The 17,663-nt window shown below is 70.1% G+C and carries 14 protein-coding genes and 1 pseudogene; 9 read left to right on the forward strand and 6 right to left on the reverse strand.

Annotated features, from left to right (window positions below):
• The first annotated feature begins 2 nt into the window (after window positions 1–2).
• The 5 genes from NDR87_RS21470 to NDR87_RS21490 all read left to right on the forward strand — a co-directional run bounded on the left by NDR87_RS21470 (window position 3) and on the right by NDR87_RS21490 (window position 5,824).
• On the forward strand, window positions 3–1,517 hold the full coding sequence (locus NDR87_RS21470) for a glycoside hydrolase family 57 protein (RefSeq protein WP_251914803.1): 1,515 nt from the start codon (window positions 3–5) through the stop codon (window positions 1,515–1,517).
• Window positions 1,514–2,776: a glycosyltransferase family 4 protein gene (locus NDR87_RS21475; RefSeq protein ID WP_251914804.1), complete on the forward strand. Its 1,263-nt coding sequence runs from the start codon at window positions 1,514–1,516 to the stop codon at window positions 2,774–2,776. Before NDR87_RS21470 ends, NDR87_RS21475 begins: the two co-directional genes overlap by 4 nt.
• A gap of 181 nt (window positions 2,777–2,957) precedes the next feature.
• Entirely contained in the window at window positions 2,958–3,923 is a 966-nt protein-coding gene (locus NDR87_RS21480) for an ArsR family transcriptional regulator (protein WP_251914805.1), read from the forward strand.
• A gap of 144 nt (window positions 3,924–4,067) precedes the next feature.
• Window positions 4,068–4,886 carry a GNAT family N-acetyltransferase gene (locus NDR87_RS21485; protein ID WP_251914806.1) on the forward strand — a complete coding sequence of 273 codons (819 nt, stop codon included), beginning with the start codon at window positions 4,068–4,070 and terminating at the stop codon, window positions 4,884–4,886.
• 2 nt (window positions 4,887–4,888) lie between these two features.
• Entirely contained in the window at window positions 4,889–5,824 is a 936-nt protein-coding gene (locus tag NDR87_RS21490) for a 1-acyl-sn-glycerol-3-phosphate acyltransferase (RefSeq protein ID WP_251914807.1), read from the forward strand.
• A gap of 82 nt (window positions 5,825–5,906) precedes the next feature.
• Here the strand turns inward: NDR87_RS21490 and NDR87_RS21495 are convergent, their stop codons facing one another.
• The 4 genes from NDR87_RS21495 to NDR87_RS21510 all read right to left on the reverse strand — a co-directional run bounded on the left by NDR87_RS21495 (window position 5,907) and on the right by NDR87_RS21510 (window position 12,062).
• Window positions 5,907–6,383 carry a GNAT family N-acetyltransferase gene (locus NDR87_RS21495; protein ID WP_251914808.1) on the reverse strand — a complete coding sequence of 159 codons (477 nt, stop codon included), beginning with the start codon at window positions 6,381–6,383 and terminating at the stop codon, window positions 5,907–5,909.
• 120 nt (window positions 6,384–6,503) lie between these two features.
• Window positions 6,504–8,162: a M4 family metallopeptidase gene (locus NDR87_RS21500; protein WP_251941196.1), complete on the reverse strand. Its 1,659-nt coding sequence runs from the start codon at window positions 8,160–8,162 to the stop codon at window positions 6,504–6,506.
• Window positions 8,163–8,480: 318 nt separating this feature from the next.
• Window positions 8,481–8,876, reverse strand: a complete 396-nt coding sequence (locus tag NDR87_RS21505; RefSeq protein ID WP_251914810.1) for a hypothetical protein — start codon at window positions 8,874–8,876, stop codon at window positions 8,481–8,483.
• A 36-nt stretch (window positions 8,877–8,912) separates the two neighbouring features.
• Entirely contained in the window at window positions 8,913–12,062 is a 3,150-nt protein-coding gene (locus NDR87_RS21510; protein WP_251914811.1) for a BTAD domain-containing putative transcriptional regulator, read from the reverse strand.
• A gap of 131 nt (window positions 12,063–12,193) precedes the next feature.
• Here NDR87_RS21510 and NDR87_RS21515 point away from each other — a divergent pair, with 131 nt between their 5' ends.
• The 4 genes and pseudogenes from NDR87_RS21515 to NDR87_RS21530 all read left to right on the forward strand — a co-directional run bounded on the left by NDR87_RS21515 (window position 12,194) and on the right by NDR87_RS21530 (window position 14,931).
• Complete coding sequence (locus NDR87_RS21515) at window positions 12,194–12,835, forward strand: hypothetical protein (RefSeq protein WP_251914812.1); 642 nt, start codon at window positions 12,194–12,196, stop codon at window positions 12,833–12,835.
• Window positions 12,826–12,957: pseudogene (locus tag NDR87_RS21520) on the forward strand (cytochrome P450); the annotation flags it as partial. The gene NDR87_RS21515 and the pseudogene NDR87_RS21520, both read left to right, overlap by 10 nt.
• 110 nt (window positions 12,958–13,067) lie before the next feature.
• On the forward strand, window positions 13,068–13,853 hold the full coding sequence (locus NDR87_RS21525; RefSeq protein WP_251914813.1) for a helix-turn-helix transcriptional regulator: 786 nt from the start codon (window positions 13,068–13,070) through the stop codon (window positions 13,851–13,853).
• Window positions 13,854–14,142: 289 nt separating this feature from the next.
• Window positions 14,143–14,931, forward strand: coding sequence for a response regulator transcription factor (locus NDR87_RS21530; protein WP_251914814.1), 789 nt, complete (start codon window positions 14,143–14,145; stop codon window positions 14,929–14,931).
• 1 nt (window position 14,932) lies between these two features.
• Here the strand turns inward: NDR87_RS21530 and NDR87_RS21535 are convergent, their stop codons facing one another.
• Window positions 14,933–15,727, reverse strand: a complete 795-nt coding sequence (locus NDR87_RS21535) for an ESX secretion-associated protein EspG (RefSeq protein WP_251914815.1) — start codon at window positions 15,725–15,727, stop codon at window positions 14,933–14,935.
• The gene (locus tag NDR87_RS21540; RefSeq protein WP_251914816.1) at window positions 15,724–17,508 is read right to left on the reverse strand and encodes a hypothetical protein; all 1,785 of its coding nucleotides are present in this window, start codon (window positions 17,506–17,508) and stop codon (window positions 15,724–15,726) included. Before NDR87_RS21540 ends, NDR87_RS21535 begins: the two co-directional genes overlap by 4 nt.
• Window positions 17,509–17,663 lie beyond the last annotated feature (155 nt).

Here is a 17,663-nt window from a genome sequence, read left to right on the forward strand (position 1 = left end):
CGGTGAGTGCCAACGCCGTACCCGGCCAGTTCACCCTGGTGCTGCACTCCCACCTGCCGTGGCTGGCTCATCACGGGCGCTGGCCCGTGGGCGAGGAGTGGCTCTACCAATCCTGGGCCGCCTCCTATCTTCCCGTGGCCCAGGTGCTGAGAAATCTTGCCGCCGAGGGTCGTTCGCATCTGCTGAGCCTGGGCATCACCCCGGTGCTGGCCGCCCAGCTCGACGACCCGCACTGCCTGGCGGGTATGCACCACTGGCTGGGCAACTGGCGGCTGCGCGCGGACGAGGCGGCGCTGGCGGGCAATCACAACCTCGGCCGTTACGAGCACCGGCTCGCGACGGCGGCGCTGGCCGATTTCGAACGGCGCTGGCGGCACGGCGGCTCACCGGTCTGGCGCGAGCTGATCGACGCCGAGGCGATCGAACTGCTCGGCGGTCCGCTCGCCCATCCGTTCCAGCCGCTGCTGGATTCCCGGCTGCGCGCATTCGAACTCACCGAGGGCCTGGCCGATGCCCGGCAGCGCTGGGGGCATACGCCCGCGGGCATCTGGGCCCCCGAATGCGGCTTCACACCGGGTATGGAAACGACCTATGCCGCCGCGGGTGTGACGCATTTCATGGTCGACGGCCCGGCGCTGCGCGGCGACACCACGCTGGGCCGCCCGGTATGGGATTCGCAGGTGCTCGCGTTCGGCCGGGATTTGCAGGTCAGCTACCGGGTGTGGTCGCCGAAGTCCGGCTATCCGGGCCAGCCCTACTACCGCGACTTCCACCACTACGACCACGACACCGGCCTCAAGCCCGCCCGGGTCACCGGCAAGCAGGTGGCCGGTCCGGACAAGGCGCCCTACGACCCCGAACTGGCCGCGGCCGCGGTCGCCCGCGATGTCGAGGATTTCGTGCGGACCGTGCGGGAGCGACTGATCGGCGAATCCGCGCGCATCGGCCGCCCGGCGCTGGTGGTGGCCGCGTTCGACACCGAACTGTTCGGGCACTGGTGGCACGAGGGTCCGCAGTGGCTCGAGCAGGTGCTGCGCGCACTGCCCGAGGCGGGGGTCACCGTCGGCACCCTCGCCGACGCCCGAGCCCGCGGTTACGTGGGCGAACCGGTGCAACTGGCGGATTCGTCGTGGGGCTCGGGCAAGGACTGGCGGGTGTGGGCGGGGGAGCAGGTGCAGGACCTGGTGGAGCTGAACGCCGAGGTCGTGCGGCTGGCCCTGGACACCCTGGACAAGATGCGGGTACAGACCGACGGCTTACGGGACTCGGTCGCCGATCAGTTGCTGCGTGAGGCGATTCTCGCCGTGTCCAGTGATTGGGCCTTTATGGTCAGCAAGGACTCCGCGGCCGGTTACGCTCGCGATCGCGCGCATCAGCATGCTCATGCCGTCCGGGAGATCGCCGCCGCCGTCGCGGGCGGCCAACTCGCCAAAGCCGGGCAGTTGGCGGCAGGATGGTACGCGGCCGACGGACTGTTCCCGGCGCTCGACGCGCGCCGCCTCGAAGGACCCGCATGAAGATATTGATGGTGTCGTGGGAGTACCCACCGGTGGTCGTCGGCGGGCTGGGCCGCCATGTGCACCACCTGGCCACCGCGCTGGCCGCCGCGGGCCACGAGGTGGTCGTGCTGGCGCGCCGCCCGATGGGCACCGACTCCTCGACCCATCCCACCCACACCTTCATCGAGGATCGGGTGCTGGTCGTCGCGGTCGCCGAGGATCCGCCGTGCTTCGACTTCGGCGAGGACATGCTGGCGTGGACCCTGGCCATGGGGCATGCGATGGTCCGGGCCGGGATCGCGCTGAGCAAGCCCGGCATCGCCGAGGGCTGGACCCCCGATCTCGTGCACGCGCACGACTGGCTGGTCGCGCATCCGGCCATCGCCCTGGCCGAACACTACGACGTGCCGCTGGTGTCGACGATCCACGCCACCGAGGCCGGCCGGCACAGCGGCTGGGTGTCCGGGCGGGTCAACCGGCAGGTGCACTCGGTGGAATGGTGGCTGGCCCGCGAATCCGACGCGCTCATCACGTGTTCGGCGTCGATGCAGGACGAGGTGGAGCGGCTCTACGGTCCCGAACTCGTGCCGGTGACCGTCATTCCCAATGGAATCGATGTGGGCGCGTGGACCTTTCGCGACCGCGCGCCGCGCCCGGGGCCGCCGCGGCTGCTCTATGTCGGGCGGCTGGAATACGAGAAGGGTGTGCAGGACGCGATCGCCGCGCTGCCCCGGATTCGCCGCGCGCATCCCGGCACCACGCTGACCGTCGCCGGGGTCGGCACCCAGTTCGACTGGCTGCGCGAGCGCGCCCGGGTGCACCGGGTGGCCCGCTCGGTGAACTTCATCGGCCGCCTCGACCACGCGGAACTGCTGGGCTGGCTGCACGGCGCGGACGCCATCGTGCTCCCCAGCCGGTACGAGCCGTTCGGCATCGTCGCCCTCGAGGCCGCCGCCGCGGGCACCCCGCTGGTCACCTCGACCGCCGGGGGGCTGGGTGAATTGGTGATCGACGGCGTGACCGGCGCATCGTTCGAGCCCGCGGATGTGAACGGACTGGTCGAGGCGGTCGCCGCCGTACTCGATGATCCGGCCGCCGCCCAGCAGCGCGCCCACGCCGCCCGCGAGCGCCTGACCGCCGACTTCGCCTGGGACGTGGTGGCCGCCGAGACGATTCAGGTCTATCAAGCGGCCAAGCGGCGGGTGCGCAACCCCCTCGGCCGCCCCAACATCGTGGAACGGCCGCTGCCGGAGCGGGATCCGAACAACCCGCTGTGACCCGCGCCGCCGTCCTCCGATCCGGCCTGCCCGGCGCGGAGGGCTCCCCTCGTAGCGGTGCTCCGGAGGTGTCTGAAAACCCTTCCGGCTCTTCCCCTTTGCAGCGATGTTTTCACGCTGTTCGGAGTGGGTGCGATGGTTTAAGCTCTGGCTGAAGGGTCGCAGTCGAAGGTGGCGCGGAATGTTGCGAATCCATTGCACCGCAGATGATCTTCTTCGGGTCTCCATCGCCGAACAGCCGTTGCCGCTGACGGAGTTGGCGATCGCGGTGGCCATGCTGCAGCGGCGAGATTCCCATCCCATCTTCGCGCCCTGGCGGCGTCAGCTGTCGCGCACCCTGCCGATGCGGGCTCGCCCACTGCTACAACTGATTTCACCGCTGGGCACGGGACCCGACTTCCTCGAGCCGCCGACGCCGAACGTCGACGAGGGCATCGACATGGTGATGTCGACCCCGCGCGAGGTGGTATCGGCCCAGGTGCGGCGAATGTGTTCGATCGATCGCGAGCAGACCCCGTGGGTACGGCTGCTGGCCGAGCAGGACCGCGAGGCGTGGAGCGATCTCGAACACGCGCTGCGGGCCGGATACTCCACCGTGCTGGCCCGACACTGGCCGCGCCTGCGCAGCGCCTTCAACGCCGAAACCGCCTGGCGATCGCGCATTCTGGCCCGCCACGGCCTGCGCGCCGCCCTGACGAGCACCGACACCTCGATCCGCTGGAACGGCACCACGCTCGAGGCCGAATCCCCGCACGAACTCACCGTCACCACCACCGGCCAGGGCATCACCCTGTACCCCAGTCTGCTGTGGGCCGACCATCCCCTGGTCGCCTTCCTCCCGACCGGCCGCCTGCTGCTGGTCTACCCCTCCACCACCCCGCTGCCTCTGGTCGACGGCGAGGGCGACCCGCCGGATTCGATCGCGGCCCTCCTCGGCGTGACCCGCGCCCGAGCCCTGCAATCGGTAATCCACGAACGCACCACCTCCGAACTCGCCTCCGAACTGGGCCTCACCGTCGGCGCCGCGTCCATGCAGGCCAAGGCCCTACGAGAGGCCGGGCTCATCACCTCCCAGCGCGACGGCAAGGCGGTCTGGCACCAGTGCACACCGCTCGGCATGGACCTGCTCAGCGCCAATCGCCGCTGAAAAGTGTGCATCGAGCAAACTGGGCGAACCTGACGCATCGTCTCGGTGAACGCTGCGTGTGACGGGAATCTCGTTCACCCGACTGGCATCCGATCGACACTCCGCGGTCGCCCCGGGGCCGATTGGGACTGGCTTGATCAGGTCATGACTACTACGTCAGTGCTGACCGGGGGGCGTGCGGACGCAGGGGTGGGGCGGCCGCAGTACTCCCTCGTGGTGTCGTCGGATCTCGAACATCGCACGGCGGCGCAGCGGCTGCGCTATCAGGTGTTCGCCTCCGAGCCGGGATTCGATATTCCCGAGAACGACCAGGGGCTCGATGCCGATCGGTTCGACGAGCACTGCGACCATCTGCTGGTTCGTGACGAACTGACCGAGCAGTTCGTGGGCTGCTACCGGATGCTGCCGCCGGACAAGGTGGATGCGGCGGGCGGGTACTACACCGCCACCGAATTCGATCTCACCGATATGGATCCCGCGGGTCGCCGGATCGTGGAGATGGGCCGGGCCTGCGTGGTTCCCGACCATCGCAATGGCTCGGTGCTCACCCTCATGTGGGCGGGCATTCTGCACTACATCCAGCTCACCGGCTACGACTGGGTGATGGGCTGCGTCTCGGTGCCGATGCGCGAGACGGCCGCGGACGCGCCGGGTGTGAATGTGCGCGGCGTGCGAGATCTGTTGCTGGCCAAGCACGCCTGCGATCCCACGCAGCGGGTGCGCCCGCACCATCCCGTGGTCGTCGACGGTCGCACCCTCGACGAACTCGAACCGCCCGCGCGCCCGAAGCTGCCTCCGCTGCTGCGCGGCTATCTACGCCTGGGCGCGGAGATCTGCGGCGAGCCCGCGCACGATCCCGCCTTCGCCGTCGCCGACTTCGTGGCCCTGCTGGGCCTGGACACCATCAACACCCGCTACCTGGAGCGGTTGCAGAGCGCCGCGAACACCTTCGACGGACGGTGAACATGACCCCCGCACTGCTGTCACCCACCACCGGATCGCTGTCGTGTCCACCGGCCGCACCCGTGCACGCGTGGATGCCGTCGAGCCCGTGCGGGCCGAGCTGCGTCGACATCGCCGATGCCGCCGGAATCGTCCGCACGGGGGCGCGCGTGCTCGGCGTCGTCGGCCTGCTGTTCTCCTTTCCGGCAATCAATCTCGTCACGCCGAAGCGCCGCCGTTCCCGGCTGCACCGGCGTTACGCCCGTACGATGTTGCGCTGCTGCGGGATTCGGCTGCGGGTGATCGATGAGCGTACGTCCCGGTCCGACGACGACGCTCGCGGCCTGCTCGTGGTCGCCGGGCATGTCGGCTGGACCGATGTGCTGGCCTTGGCGGCCGTGCGTCCCATGGGTTTCGTGGCCCGGGCCGATCTGATCGACTGGCCGCTGCTCGGCGGGCTGGCGCGGTTCATGCGGGTCATCCCGATCGAGCGCGAACGGCTGCGGCAGCTACCGGAGGTGATCGCGGCGATGTCGGCGCGGCTGGCGGCGGGGGAGCGGATCGCCATGTTCCCCGAGGGCACCACCTGGTGCGGCCGCGCGCACGGTCGCCCGCGTCCGGCGCTGTTCCAGGCCGCGGTCGACTCCGGCAGCCCGGTCCAGCCGATCCGGCTGCGCTACCTCGACCGCGACGGTGAGCTGTCGACCGTGCCCGGTTTCGTCGGCGTGGACACCTTCCTCGATTCGGCTCGCCGGGTGCTGCGGTCCAAAGGCGTTGTCGCCGAACTTGTTCTGTTGCCGCTGGAGGAGGCGGGAACCGATCGCCACGATCTGGCGCGCCGCTGCGAGGCGGCCATGCGCGGCGAGGAGAACCTCAACGTCGACGCCCATGCCACGGCCGTCGGCACCGGCCCCACCCGCGACATCGTGCCCGACCCGATTTCCGCCACCACCGCCTGATCCGCACCCCTTCTCGCCTCTCGCACCGATTGCGGGCGGCCACAGCGGGTGCGAAGTCGTGGAAAGAGTGCGGCGCTTCGGGTTACCGCAGGCGTAGGCGCATGTACGGGTCGGAGTGGCGAACGAAACCGAGTGCGGCATACAGCGGTTCGCCGAACTCGGAGGCATTCAGATCGACGAACGATATCTCTCGGCGGCGAAACCAGTCCAGCAGGGCGAGCATGCAGGCCCGCGAGTAGCCGCGCCGCCGATACGCGTCCTCGGTCGCGACGCTGTAGACATAGCCGCTGGTGCCCGCGGGGTTGTTCGGCGAGGGCAGGAACTGGTGGATCACGCCGATGGCGCAGGCCGCGATCGTGCCGGGTTCGTCCGGGCGATCGACCACGAACGCCGCCACCGGCCCATGCGGATCGTCGAGGTCCTTGCGCAGCATCTCCGCACTTCGCGCGCGCCAGTCCACCGTATCGTCGACCGGCCCGTCCAGCGCCTCGAGCATCACCGCCCGCAGCCGCACCAATTCCGCCGCATCCGCCACGACCGCCTGTCTCGCCACCACCATGTGCGCGACCATAGCCGCGTCGGATCGCTTCGCGCGACGGCATTTTCGTTCCCGCGACGTCGAACGCCTCACCGGCGACGAGCCGGTGAGGCGCCAGGGCCAACGAGTGGGAACGGATGATCAGGACGCGGTTGCCGGAACCGGCATCTTGGTCGCCTTCACGGCGTTGCGCACCTGCGTGCAGTCGGCGGCCGTGGTGCCCGCCACCTTGTTCTGCACATTGGCGTCACACGCCGCCGCCAGGGCGGTGCCCAGCCGGGCGTAGCCGGAGTTGGACGTCAGCATCGTCTGCGTGGTCCAGTACACCGCCGCGGCCTTCTCGATGCCGATGCCGGTGACGGTCACTCCGTTGAGGGTGCCGCCGTCGACCATGAGGCTGGCCGCCCGGTTGTTCACGCCGCTGTTGATGTGCACGCCGCCGTTGTCGCCGGTGCCGGTGTACCAGTACGGTCCGCGGTAGGTGTCGGGATCCTGGAACCTGTTGGGGTTCTTCATATCCCGGATCACCCCGATGGCGCTGCAGGCGCCGAGCTGCCACCGGTTGGCCGCGGTGTTGCACGGGTTGGCGGTGTCGACCAGGAAGGTGAGCTCGCCGAACACGTCGGACATGGACTCGTTGATCGCGCCGGGCTCGTTGCGGTAGACCAGTCCGCTGGTGTGCTGGGTGACACCGTGGGTGAGCTCGTGCGCGGCGATGTCCTCGGTGGCCAGACCGCTGCCGAAGGCCATGTGATCGCCGGTCCAGAAGGCGTTGCGGTACGGACATTCGGTGGTGGTGCAGAGGCGGACGGTGCCGCGCAGGGCCTTGCCCTTGCCGTCACCGGTGTCGGAGCCGATGAGGTTGGTCAGGCTGCCCAGTCGGGTGTAGCGGGCGTAGAAGGATTCGGTATTGCCGAAGTAGTTGTAGATGTTGTCGACATCGGCGATACCGACCGGACCCTGGCCCTCGGACCGGCGTGACTGGAACCCGGTGCGGGTGCCGCACGCCGTCGGGTCGTAGGGGCTGTTGAGGTTCACCCGCTTGCTGTTGGCATCGCAGACGACCCGGTTGACGTGCTTGGCCTCGTCCCAGCTGTCGAGCACCTTCAGATCGTTGGCGCCGACGAAGACGGTCCACAGCCCCGGCATATCCTTGCCGTCACCTTTGACCTCGACCTTGTACGCCGGTACGGCCACACTCTTGGCCTCGTCCTTGGCGGCGAGTTTGGCGTCGTACCAGTAGGCCTTGGTCTCGGCCGCGGTCAGTTTGTCGGCCGGCGCCTCGAACTGATCCGCGACCGCCTTCACCGCGGTCGCGCCGACCTTGTCCGACGGCGTCTTGGACCGGTACTTGCCCTCGGCCTTCTGGGTCAGCGCGCCGGTCGCCGACAGCAGCGCGCCCCTGCCGCTGAGCGCCTGCGACACCGAGGCGCCGAACACCGGCACCGAGTCGATCTCCTGACGCAGCCGGACCGTGGACCCCTCACCCACCGCGAAGGTGGAATCCACCACCAGGGTGCCGACCTGACCGAAGACCTTCCGGATGCCGTCCGCATGCGCCTGTGCGGCGGTCCCGGCCGCCGACGGGATGCCGGGTGTGATCGGCAGCGGCTGCTCGGGCACGGCCAGCAGGACCTCCCCCCGCGGATCCTTCAGGATCTGCTTGGGGACCGAGGACAGATCCGGCCCACTCGGCGCGGGCGGCTGGCCGAGCGCCTCGGTACCGGCGAAAACCGTTGAACATAGGGCGATTACCGTGAGGGCGGTGTAGCGTGCCGCCCTCTTGTGCATGCGTTTCATACTCGCGATGGAAACATGCACAGCGACGCATCGGGACCGAAACTTGCTGTCGCAAAACATTTGTCACGGTGACCAAACCGATCTACGTTCTGCGACAAGATCTTTCACGACCGTGAAAGATCGATGAGGCAGGGTCTACCTCATTGCGTCCACCCGTTCCCGGTACTGTTGCCACCGACCAGCAGAAGTGCGATCTTCATGGCGAAATGTAGTCCTGCACAACCTTTTCGGGACGCATCATCGCTGGATGGCGAATATCGGCGGCTGGGCTCACGGACGACACTATTGCCGAACCCTTCCGGATAGAAACCCCTATCGTCACCAGGGGCCGATGAACCGCTCCAGCACCGCCAGCCCGAGCGCCCCCACCAGCGCCAGGCCGAAACCGGCCGCCACCGTGAGCGCCAGCGAGCGGATCAGTCCGCCACCGCGGCGCGCGACGAGCGCACCGGCGACTCCACCCAGCGCCGCCAGCACCACCCCGCCCCCGACGATCAGATAGAAGACCGCGGCCGCCGCCGCGTTCAGCGCGTCCCCGAAACCCCGCGCATAATCGCCGAACGGAATGGGGAACCGGTAGACGCTCGCCATCAGCCCCGCGGCCACGGGCGCGGTGAGCACCGCCGCGAGCGCGCCCCACAACGCCACCGCCCAGATCGCGACGCCGCTCGCACGCGCCGCGCCGCCCGGCCCACGCTGTTGCTCGAATCCCATGCCGTCTTCCTCCTGCCCCGATCCTAGGGCGGTGCCTCATCCGGCGAGCGCGGTCGCGGCCAGTTCCTGCCAGTTCGTCCGCGCTCCCAGCCGCGTCGCCGCGGCGAAGCGCTCATCGCCGAGGCTGTCGCGGGCGGTCCGCTCGATCCGGTCCTCGTCCGGTTGGGAACGATCGCGCAGCCCGCGTACCGCGGCGCTGGCCGCGAGCAGCCGCGCGGCCCGCTCCGGATGCTCGCCGCGCAGCGCCAGATCCGCGATCCCGACCAGGATCTGGGCGAGGACCTGTGGCTGTCCCGCCTCGACTGCCGCCCGGAAGGCCATGGTGTGGTGGGCGCGGGCTTCCGCGAGGCCGGGCGTGAGGTAGCCGAGCAGGCTGTGTATCGTCGCGCGGATATGCGGTTGTTCGGCGTCGCTGCCCAATGTGGTTGTGGCGATGCCGATCTGGTGGCGTGCCTGTTCGGCGTCGCCGCGCCACCGGGCCAGCTCGGCCCGCGCCATGGCCAGTTCGGCCAGTGCGTGGGGCCAGGCGGACTGTTCGGCGTACCGCTGCGCCTCGGCCATGGCGGCCGAACTTGCCTCCGCCGCGCCCGACAGCCAGTACAGCTGGGCCTGCCGCGCCCGCATCCGCACGGCATCGTCGATCGCGCCCACCTCGACGACCACCGCGATCGCCCGATCGAAAAGTGCACAGGCAGTGGCGAATTCGCCGCGCGTGGCGAGTCGATCCGCCAGCTCGCGCAGCCCGAACGAAATCCCCCAGCGCTCGCCCAGCTCCTCGAATTCGGCCAGGGCCTGGGAGAGATACGCGTCCGCCTCCCGTCCGGGTTGCCCGAGCACGATTCGCATCTTGCCCATCTGCAGCCGGGCCAGCGCACGCACCCAAGGATCGGGATCGGTGAGCAGCGGTTCGAATGCGGTCGGCATCGCGTCCGGTCCCCGCAGCATCCGCTCCAGCGCGCCGACCAGACCCAGCAGCGGGTAGCGGACCCGGCTGTGCCCGCTGAGCCGGTAGGCCTCGTGAATCCATTCCCGCACCCGCTGCTCGTCACTCGGTCCCGAGGTGAGGTAGTGCACGACCAGCCCGTACACCATGGCTCGGATATCGTCGTCCACCGCGCCGGGCAGGTCGGCGGCCGCGGTGATCAGCTCCAGCCCCTCGCTCTTGTGGCCGCTGAGCCACCAGTACCAGCCCGCGGCCGCCGCGAGCCGCATCGCCCCACCGGTGTCCCCGGCCGCGAGCGCGCCGCGCATCGCGACGGCGATGTTGTCGTGTTCGACCGCGAGCGTGGCGAGCCACTCCAGTTGCTCGGCGCGCCGCAACCGCGGCTCGGCGGTCTCGGCGAGGCCGGTGAAGTACGCCAGATGCGCGCGGCGCGCCGAGTCCGCATCCCCCGACTCCGCGAGCCGATCCCGGGCGTACTGCCGGATGGTGTCGAGCAGCCGGTAGCGCGGCCCGCTGTCCCCGACCACCGGGACCAGCAGGGATTTCTCGGTCAGCGCGGTCAGCACCTCGAGCACCTCTCCGCGCTCGACCCCGTCGCCCGCGCAGACCTGCTCGGCGGCCTCCAGGCTCGCCCCGCCCGCGAATACCGCGAGCCTGCACAGCACCATCCGCTCGGCATCGGAGAGCAGCTCCCAACTCCAGTCGACCACCGCGCGCAACGTTCGATGCTGTGGCAGCGCGGTGCGGCTGCCGCCGGTCAGCAGGCGGAACCGATCGTCGAGGCGGCTGGCGAGCTGATCCAGCGACATGGTGCGCAACCGGGCGGCGGCCAGCTCGATCGCCAGCGGTATTCCGTCGAGCGCCCGGCAGACCCGTGCCATGGTCGACAGCGTGGCGGCATCGCTTCCGAGATCCTTGCGCACCGCACCGGCCCGATCCCGCAGCAGCGCGACGGCCGCGGCGGAGGCGATCGCACCGGGGTCCGCGTCCTCGGCGGGCAGCGCCAGCGGTTCGACCCGCCACAGCGCCTCACCCGTGATGCCGAGCGGCTCCCTGCTCGTGGCGAGGATTCGCAGCCGCCGGCACTCCCCGAGCACCCGGTGGGCGAATGCCGCCGCGGCCTCGATCACGTGCTCACAGTTGTCCAGGATCAGCAGCGTCTCGCGCTCGCGGAGCGCCGCGACGAGCCGGTCCAGTGGTTGCGCGTGCGGTGCGCCGCCGAGCAGCGCATCCCGCAGCCCGAGCGCGGCGAGCGCCGCCTGGGCCACATCACCGCTCGGGCCCAGCGAGGCCAACTCCACCAGCCAGGCCCCGTCGGGTAGGTCGTCGAGCAGGGTGTGCGCGGTTTCCAGGGCCAGCCTGGTCTTTCCCGAGCCGCCGGGACCGGTCAGCGTGGTGAGCCGATGGTCGGCGAGCAGTTCGCGCACGGCGGCGATATCGGCTTGTTTGCCGAGATATCGGGTCAACTCGGCCCGCAGGTTCGTCCGGCGGTCCTCCTGCCGCGCACCCACCTCGCCGCGCAGCAGCGCGACATGCAGTGCGGACAGCTCCGGCGACGGATCCACGCCCAGTTCGTCGGCGAGGGTTTCGCGCGCGTTCTGATACACGATCAGCGCCTCGGCGCCCCGGCCCGCCGCGCCCAGTGCCCGCATCGACGCGGCGATCAGCCGTTCCCGCACCGGGTATCGCGCCACCACCTCGCTCAGCTCGCCGATCAGCTCCGGACCCCGGCCGAGGCGGATCTCGGCCTCGAAGCGATCCTCCAGGGCGGCCAGCCGCAGCGCCTCGAACCGGGCGATCACCGCGTCGAACGCCTCGCTGTCCTGGCCGCCGACATCCCGCAGCGGCGCACCGCGCCACAGTTCGAGGGCCTCGCGCAGCAACCGGGACTGTGTCGCGTCGTCGCCGCCGCGGGCCTGGTCGAGCAACCGTTCGAAGCGCACGGCGTCCACCGCGTCGGGCGCCACCGCCAGCCGGTAGCCGCCCGAACCCACATCGATCGATCCATCCGGCAGCGCCCGTCGCAAGCGGGATACCAGGGCCTGCAGGGCGTTTGCCGCATCGGCCGGGGGCCGCTCACCCCAGATCCAATCCACCAGTGTGGCTTTCGAGACCGCGCGACCGGGTTCGAGCGCAAGGGCGATCAGCAGCGCCCGCAGTCGAGCGCCCGGCACCTCTATCGACCCGCCGTCGTCTCCCCGGATCTCGAGCGGTCCCAGCATCCCGATCTGCACCCGGACCATTCTGCCGTGGCCGATCGCGGCGTCAGCGGGGGTATCAGGTCGGCGTCAGGTCCGTATCAGCCGGACCCGCGACCGTAGTCCCGTGAGCAGAACTCACACCGAATCCGTTCCCCTGGCGAAGGAGTACCGCCATGCCCGCATTCCCGACCCCGGAACCGATCGTCCTCACCGTCGACGTGCTCGCCGGGAACGTCACGGTGATCGCCTCCGACCGCACCGACACCATCGTCGACGTCCGACCGGCCGACGAATCCCGCAGGGCCGATGTACGCGCGGCCCAGCGGACGCTGGTCGAGTTCAGCGCCGGGACCCTGACGGTGCGGACGCCGAAAGGGTGGCGCACCCACGCTCCGTTCGGCGGCAATCCGTCGATCGAGGTGGTCGTCGAGGTGCCCACCGGCTCCCCGCTCGCGGCGACCGTCGGGGTGGGCCGGTTGTTCGGCAGCGGCGAACTCGGCCGGTGCGATCTGCGAATGTCGCTGGGCGACATCGTCATCGAACACCCGGGTGATTCGGTGACCGCGAAGACCGCCCAGGGCGATATCCGCATCGGCGACGCGGCGCGCGGGGTGCTGCGACTGGAAACCTCCACGGGGGAGTTGGAGGTCGGCATCCGCCCGGGTAGCGCGGCCCGGGTGGAAACCACCACCCAGCACGGCACCGCGCACAATCGGCTGGCACCGGCCGATCTGCCGACGGAGGACACGGACGTCGTGCAGGTGTTCGCTCGTAATGCCTTCGGCAACATCGTCATTCGGCACGCCGCCGCCTGACGCGCTTCGACGATCCCGACGCCCTGGACCTGCGTCGCACGGCCCGCGGCCAGCTGTCCTTCGGCCACGGCATCCACCGGTGCCTGGGCCAGCAACTGGCCCGCATCGAAACGCGCGGCGGTGCCGGTCGCCTGGACGACGGCGGCCGGGTAGCCAACTCCGCGATCATGAACCGGCGCAGCGGTTCCGCCACGCACTAGACTGAATTCGACAGCAGGTGGAACGGCGGGAAATGGCGGTCGAAGACAACGGTGTGGATCCACGGCTTGCGGCCGCCCGGCGTCTGGCGACGGAGCTGAGACGGGTCAAGGACGCCGCGGATCTCAGCTATTCGGCCCTGCAGAGCCGGATTCCGTACAGCAAGTCGTCCCTGCAGCGTTATGTGCAGGGAAATCTCCTCCCCCCGCGCGATGCGGTCCAGGCCATCGCGCAGGCATGTGACGCGGATCCGGCTCCGCTGCTGCGACTCTGGGACGAGGCCGTGGAGCACTCGGACTCGACGGCGGCGCCGCCCGGTGATGTGCCCGAGGGCGAGCCGGTCGACCGGGCCGCGCCCGGTGCGGGCACCGCCACGCATCGGTCCCGCCGGTGGTGGATCGTCGCCGCGCTGACCGTCCCGGTCGTCGTGGCCGGTGCGCTACTGGCGTCCGCCGACCGGAGCGCGCCCGGAAAGTCGTCGGGGCTGCGGGATCCGATGTCGGTCATGGCCTTCACCGACATCCTGTACACCACCGATACGGCCCACAGCGGGGTGTTCGAGGCCACGCGAAGCTGGCATGGCGACGGCCCGTACGACGGCGGCATGCACGGTACGGTGCGATTGCGCCGACCCCACGCGCTCTGCGCCACCGCGCACGCGTGGTTCGACGGTCGCGAACAAACCCTCGGCACGGCCTGCGAGCCGAATGTCGAGGTGCCCGTGAGCGTTTCGTTCACGCAAGTGGAGCGGGCGTACTTCCGGGTGTGTCTGGCCGAGGGCGGTGTCGGCACCCCGCAGTACTGCACCGGCTGGCGCTGACCGGCGCGCCGTGTCGCGCCCGGGAATCGCCGCAGGTCACTGACGTGGGATGTCCCAACCTGTCCCAAAGCGCGGTGGGACGGTTTCCCCCGTCGCACTCCCAAGTCATGGTCGGTATGCGGCGCTGGGTCCGCGCCGCGGCATCCTTCGAACTCTCGGGAGTACACCGTCATGGCAGACATCCGGTCGATCGCGCGGGACGCGCGGACGCACGCTGTCGAGGGGCCCGGATTCGGCTGTGCCGCATCGGTATCGGCATGAGGGCGGCGAAAGCAGGCAGTCGGTCCGGATGGCCTCGATGATCGGCGTACTGATCGTCGGTGCCCACCATCTCGTGCGCGGTGGCGTCGCCGCCCTGATCGCCGCCAGTGCGGACTGCGCCGTCGCGGGCGAGGCCGGTACCGAGGACGAGGCGGTCGCGCTGGCGGCCGCTCGGCGGCCGGATGTGATCCTGATCGACACCCACCTGCCCGTGCTGGACGGAATCGGCGCGACGCGGCGGATTCGCGCCGCCGCGACCGTATGCCCGCCGCGCGTGCTGTTGCTGACGACGGTCGGACCCGACGAGTACGTCTGCGCGGCCGTGCGGGTCGGGGTGTCGGGGTTGCTGCTGAAAGAGGCCTCGCCCCAACAGGTGCTGACCGCGATACGGGCCGTCGCCACCGGCTGCATGGTGATCGCGCCGCCGGTGACTCGCCGCTGGGTCGAGACCTCCGGCGAGCGGGGCGACGCGGATATCCGGCCGTCTCCGAAGCTGGAAGGGCTGACCACCCGGGAGACCGAGGTGCTGCGGCTGGTCGGCGTCGGCATGTCCAACACCGAGATCGCGAGCCGCCTGTCGGTCAGCGCGAGCACCGTCAAAACGCATCTCCACCACGTCATGGCCAAGCTCGGGGTCGGCAGTCGGGCCCAGGCCGTCGTCGTCGCCTACGAATCCGGCCTCGTCACACCCCGCCGGGAATCGGGCGGCCGCGCCGATCGGGCAACACCGACGCTCACGCGGCAGCCGTCGGTCGAGATGGTGCGGGCGCATCATCCTGATCGCGGCGCCCGGCCCGATCCGGTGCGAGTGCGCTGACCTACCAGCTCGGCGGCTCACCGCGTTCGTCCTTGATCGCCCGAACCACCGCCGCGACTTTGGAATTGATCATCGCGATGAACCGCTCGGCGCCGACCGGGGTGGCGATCGACGGGCCGCTGTCCCTCGTGATCACGTAGCGACCGTCATCGATGACATCGCGCCATTCCAGCCGGTGCCGGGTGATTCCGCGCGGGCCGAACAGGGATCGGCCCTGCACGATGTCGACGACGCCCCGACCGCAGGTCGGCGCGCTCAGGAAGGCCGCGCAGCGACGGTGAACCGTCTGCTCGGCGACGACCGATTGCCGGTAATCGTAGGCGGCATCGTCGCATTCGCCGTCTCCGGTGAGGACGACGTCGCCGAGGCGACCCGGCCCGACCTTCGGCAGGTGCTGGGCCAGGGCTCGGGCCAACTCGACCGCGGTACATTCGGCGATGGCGAAACCTCCACTGTGCCAAACGCTTTCGCCGGGGAGCTGTTCCACCAGGAACCCGTGCGCGTCCTTGCGCACCCCCAGCAGGCGGATCGGCGCCTCGGAGTTCTTCGGAGCGCGGTCGTTCCAGCCGAAGGCCTCGATCCGGATGTCCGGCTCGGCCATGGTGCGGACGATATCGCCGACGCCGTTGTGCGCCTCGGCGCCGAGCCGGGCGCGAGCCTCGCGTTTGGCCCGCTCCCAGCCGTCATGGGACGCGATCGCGGGGAGCGCCATCAGGGGCGCGGGCAGTGCTCCTTCCCGCAGGCCCTCCCACAGTGCGACGAGTTCCACCTCGCTCAGACACCGTTGGCTGTTCATTGCCCCAGGACGGGAGGTACGACGGTCGTGGGCGGCCCGACCAGTTCCTCGGCATTGTCCTTATGGGTGAGGGCCTCGAGCCGCTTGTGCTCGCCGTCCTGTCCCTGCTGGGCGCCTCGCCCGGCGGCACCCGCGGCGCCCGGCGCGCCGGGCATCGCCATCGGAGCCGGACCGGCCTGCGGAGCGGACGGCGGCGGCGCTCCCGTCACCGACGCGCGGGGGAACAGCTGGGACTGCGGATTCGGCGGGCGCGGTTCGGGTTTCGAGCCGAGGCCCGCGCTGCCGAGACCCGCTCCGGAACCGCCGCCGGCTCCGGAACCGGCATCGCCCTTGCCGCCCAACGCCGATCGCCCCGACTTCGGATCGATACCGCCGGATCCCGGCATCGCGGAGCCCTGCGATGCCGCCTTGGCGGCTCCGTCGAACGCTTTTCCGCCATCCTGCAACGCCCGCTGCAGCGCCTGCGCCAGCTGCATCCCGTCCTGCTGACGCGGTTGCGAGGGCTCGGGAGGCTGCTGCTTGGCAGGGGGCTGTTTGGGTGCGACCCGGTTTCGTCCCTGGCCGCCGGGTTTGCGTTCACGGTCGCGTTGGGGTTCCTTACGGAGACGGTATTTGCGCCGCGGCCCGGATTTGCCGCCCGGGCCGGGGCCGCGTTTCCCTCCGGATTTGCCACCGGAACCTCCGCCGGGACCGGGCCCGGCGTCCGGTGGCGCTGCCGGTCCGGGCGCGCCGGGAATCCGGGGCACCGCGGCATCCAAGACCGGCATCTGATCCGAGACGCCGGTGACGCCCGCGACATACACCCGCCGGAAAAGCTCGTTGGCCTCCTTCAGATTCTCCTGGGCCAGCCGCCAGCGATCGAGCGGATGCCCCTGGGTGATCTCGTGCGGATTCACCGGCAGGCAGGCGTTCATGAAGTCCCGGGTCTGGTACATGACCTTCGCCGCGTACTCGAGATTCTCGCTCATGTCCGTGATCCCGGCCGCCAGGACGCGGGACTGCCGCTCGAGTTCCCGGGCCGCCTTGCGCGCCGCGTCCGCCCCGGCACTGTGCCAGTCGGACCGATGCTGAATTCCGCTGGACATCTCCGTGAAGGCGGTCGACAAGGCCCGTGACAATCTCGACCAGCGGGCCGCGACCTCGACGGCGCCGGTGACGTCGATCGTGTGCGCCAGGCCCTCGACCTGTTCCGGGCCGACCCCGGCCTCCACGGGTAGCGGAGGATCCGTGCGGACACCGGCCGCCACTGTCGGAGCGGCGTAGATATTGTGTCTCACAGTGTATTTCGACGGCGAGGACGGAAGTTCTCTGGACTGACCGGTCGAGGGGTCGACGGCTCTTCTTGTCCACGTACGTATTCCGGTGGCCTCCACCGTGGTGCCGTTGTGCAGCCGGACATCCGCCCGGTCGCCGCCGGCGGGCGCGCTGGACAGGATGCGGTCGAACGCCTCGGTCGATCGGGCCTCGGCGGCACGGTAGATGCGGCCCGCCTCGCGGAAGGTGTCCCGCATCTCCGCCAGCGCGCGGATGTTCCACTCGAGCATTCGGCGCAGTTCCGTACGCTTTTCGTTGAACCGCGCCGCCAGCTTCCGCCCGGACGGCAGCGGCCCGAATCCGCGCGGGGCGAAGTGCAGCCCCTCCGCCTCCTTCAGCAGCCGCCGCAGTTCCACGATCGCCGTCTCACACGCGTCCGCACGCCGCTCGGCGGCTTTCGAGTCGACCTCGAGCCCGAGTGCTCGCGCCTCTCGCAACAGATCCACGACCCTGTTGCCGTCCCCCATCCGACCGCCTTCCTGTCATTGCCAGTCCGAACCCGCGAATCCCCCTATCCGCCAGTGGGACAGCCCGGACCTTGTCAAATTACGGACTTCGGATCCCCGGGACATCGCACGCAAGTGGTGTCCTCGACGAAACCGGTTCGGTAGGGGCGCGGCCG

The sequence above is a fragment of the Nocardia sp. CDC159 genome, assembly GCF_023740735.1.
In the GTDB taxonomy this organism is placed as follows: domain Bacteria; phylum Actinomycetota; class Actinomycetes; order Mycobacteriales; family Mycobacteriaceae; genus Nocardia; species Nocardia pulmonis.

Bases quoted from the DNA above. Each gene is read 5' to 3' on its own strand.
- NDR87_RS21475 (WP_251914804.1), top strand. From the start codon at position 1,514: ATGAAGATATTGATGGTGTCGTGGGAGTACCCACCGGTGGTCGTCGGC.
- NDR87_RS21480 (WP_251914805.1), top strand. From the start codon at position 2,958: ATGTTGCGAATCCATTGCACCGCAGATGATCTTCTTCGGGTCTCCATC.
- NDR87_RS21485 (WP_251914806.1), top strand. From the start codon at position 4,068: ATGACTACTACGTCAGTGCTGACCGGGGGGCGTGCGGACGCAGGGGTG.
- NDR87_RS21490 (WP_251914807.1), top strand. From the start codon at position 4,889: ATGACCCCCGCACTGCTGTCACCCACCACCGGATCGCTGTCGTGTCCA.
- NDR87_RS21495 (WP_251914808.1), bottom strand. From the start codon at position 6,383: ATGGTGGTGGCGAGACAGGCGGTCGTGGCGGATGCGGCGGAATTGGTG.
- NDR87_RS21500 (WP_251941196.1), bottom strand. From the start codon at position 8,162: ATGAAACGCATGCACAAGAGGGCGGCACGCTACACCGCCCTCACGGTA.
- NDR87_RS21505 (WP_251914810.1), bottom strand. From the start codon at position 8,876: ATGGGATTCGAGCAACAGCGTGGGCCGGGCGGCGCGGCGCGTGCGAGC.
- NDR87_RS21510 (WP_251914811.1), bottom strand. From the start codon at position 12,062: ATGGTCCGGGTGCAGATCGGGATGCTGGGACCGCTCGAGATCCGGGGA.
- NDR87_RS21515 (WP_251914812.1), top strand. From the start codon at position 12,194: ATGCCCGCATTCCCGACCCCGGAACCGATCGTCCTCACCGTCGACGTG.
- NDR87_RS21525 (WP_251914813.1), top strand. From the start codon at position 13,068: ATGGCGGTCGAAGACAACGGTGTGGATCCACGGCTTGCGGCCGCCCGG.
- NDR87_RS21530 (WP_251914814.1), top strand. From the start codon at position 14,143: ATGGCCTCGATGATCGGCGTACTGATCGTCGGTGCCCACCATCTCGTG.
- NDR87_RS21535 (WP_251914815.1), bottom strand. From the start codon at position 15,727: ATGAACAGCCAACGGTGTCTGAGCGAGGTGGAACTCGTCGCACTGTGG.
- NDR87_RS21540 (WP_251914816.1), bottom strand. From the start codon at position 17,508: ATGGGGGACGGCAACAGGGTCGTGGATCTGTTGCGAGAGGCGCGAGCA.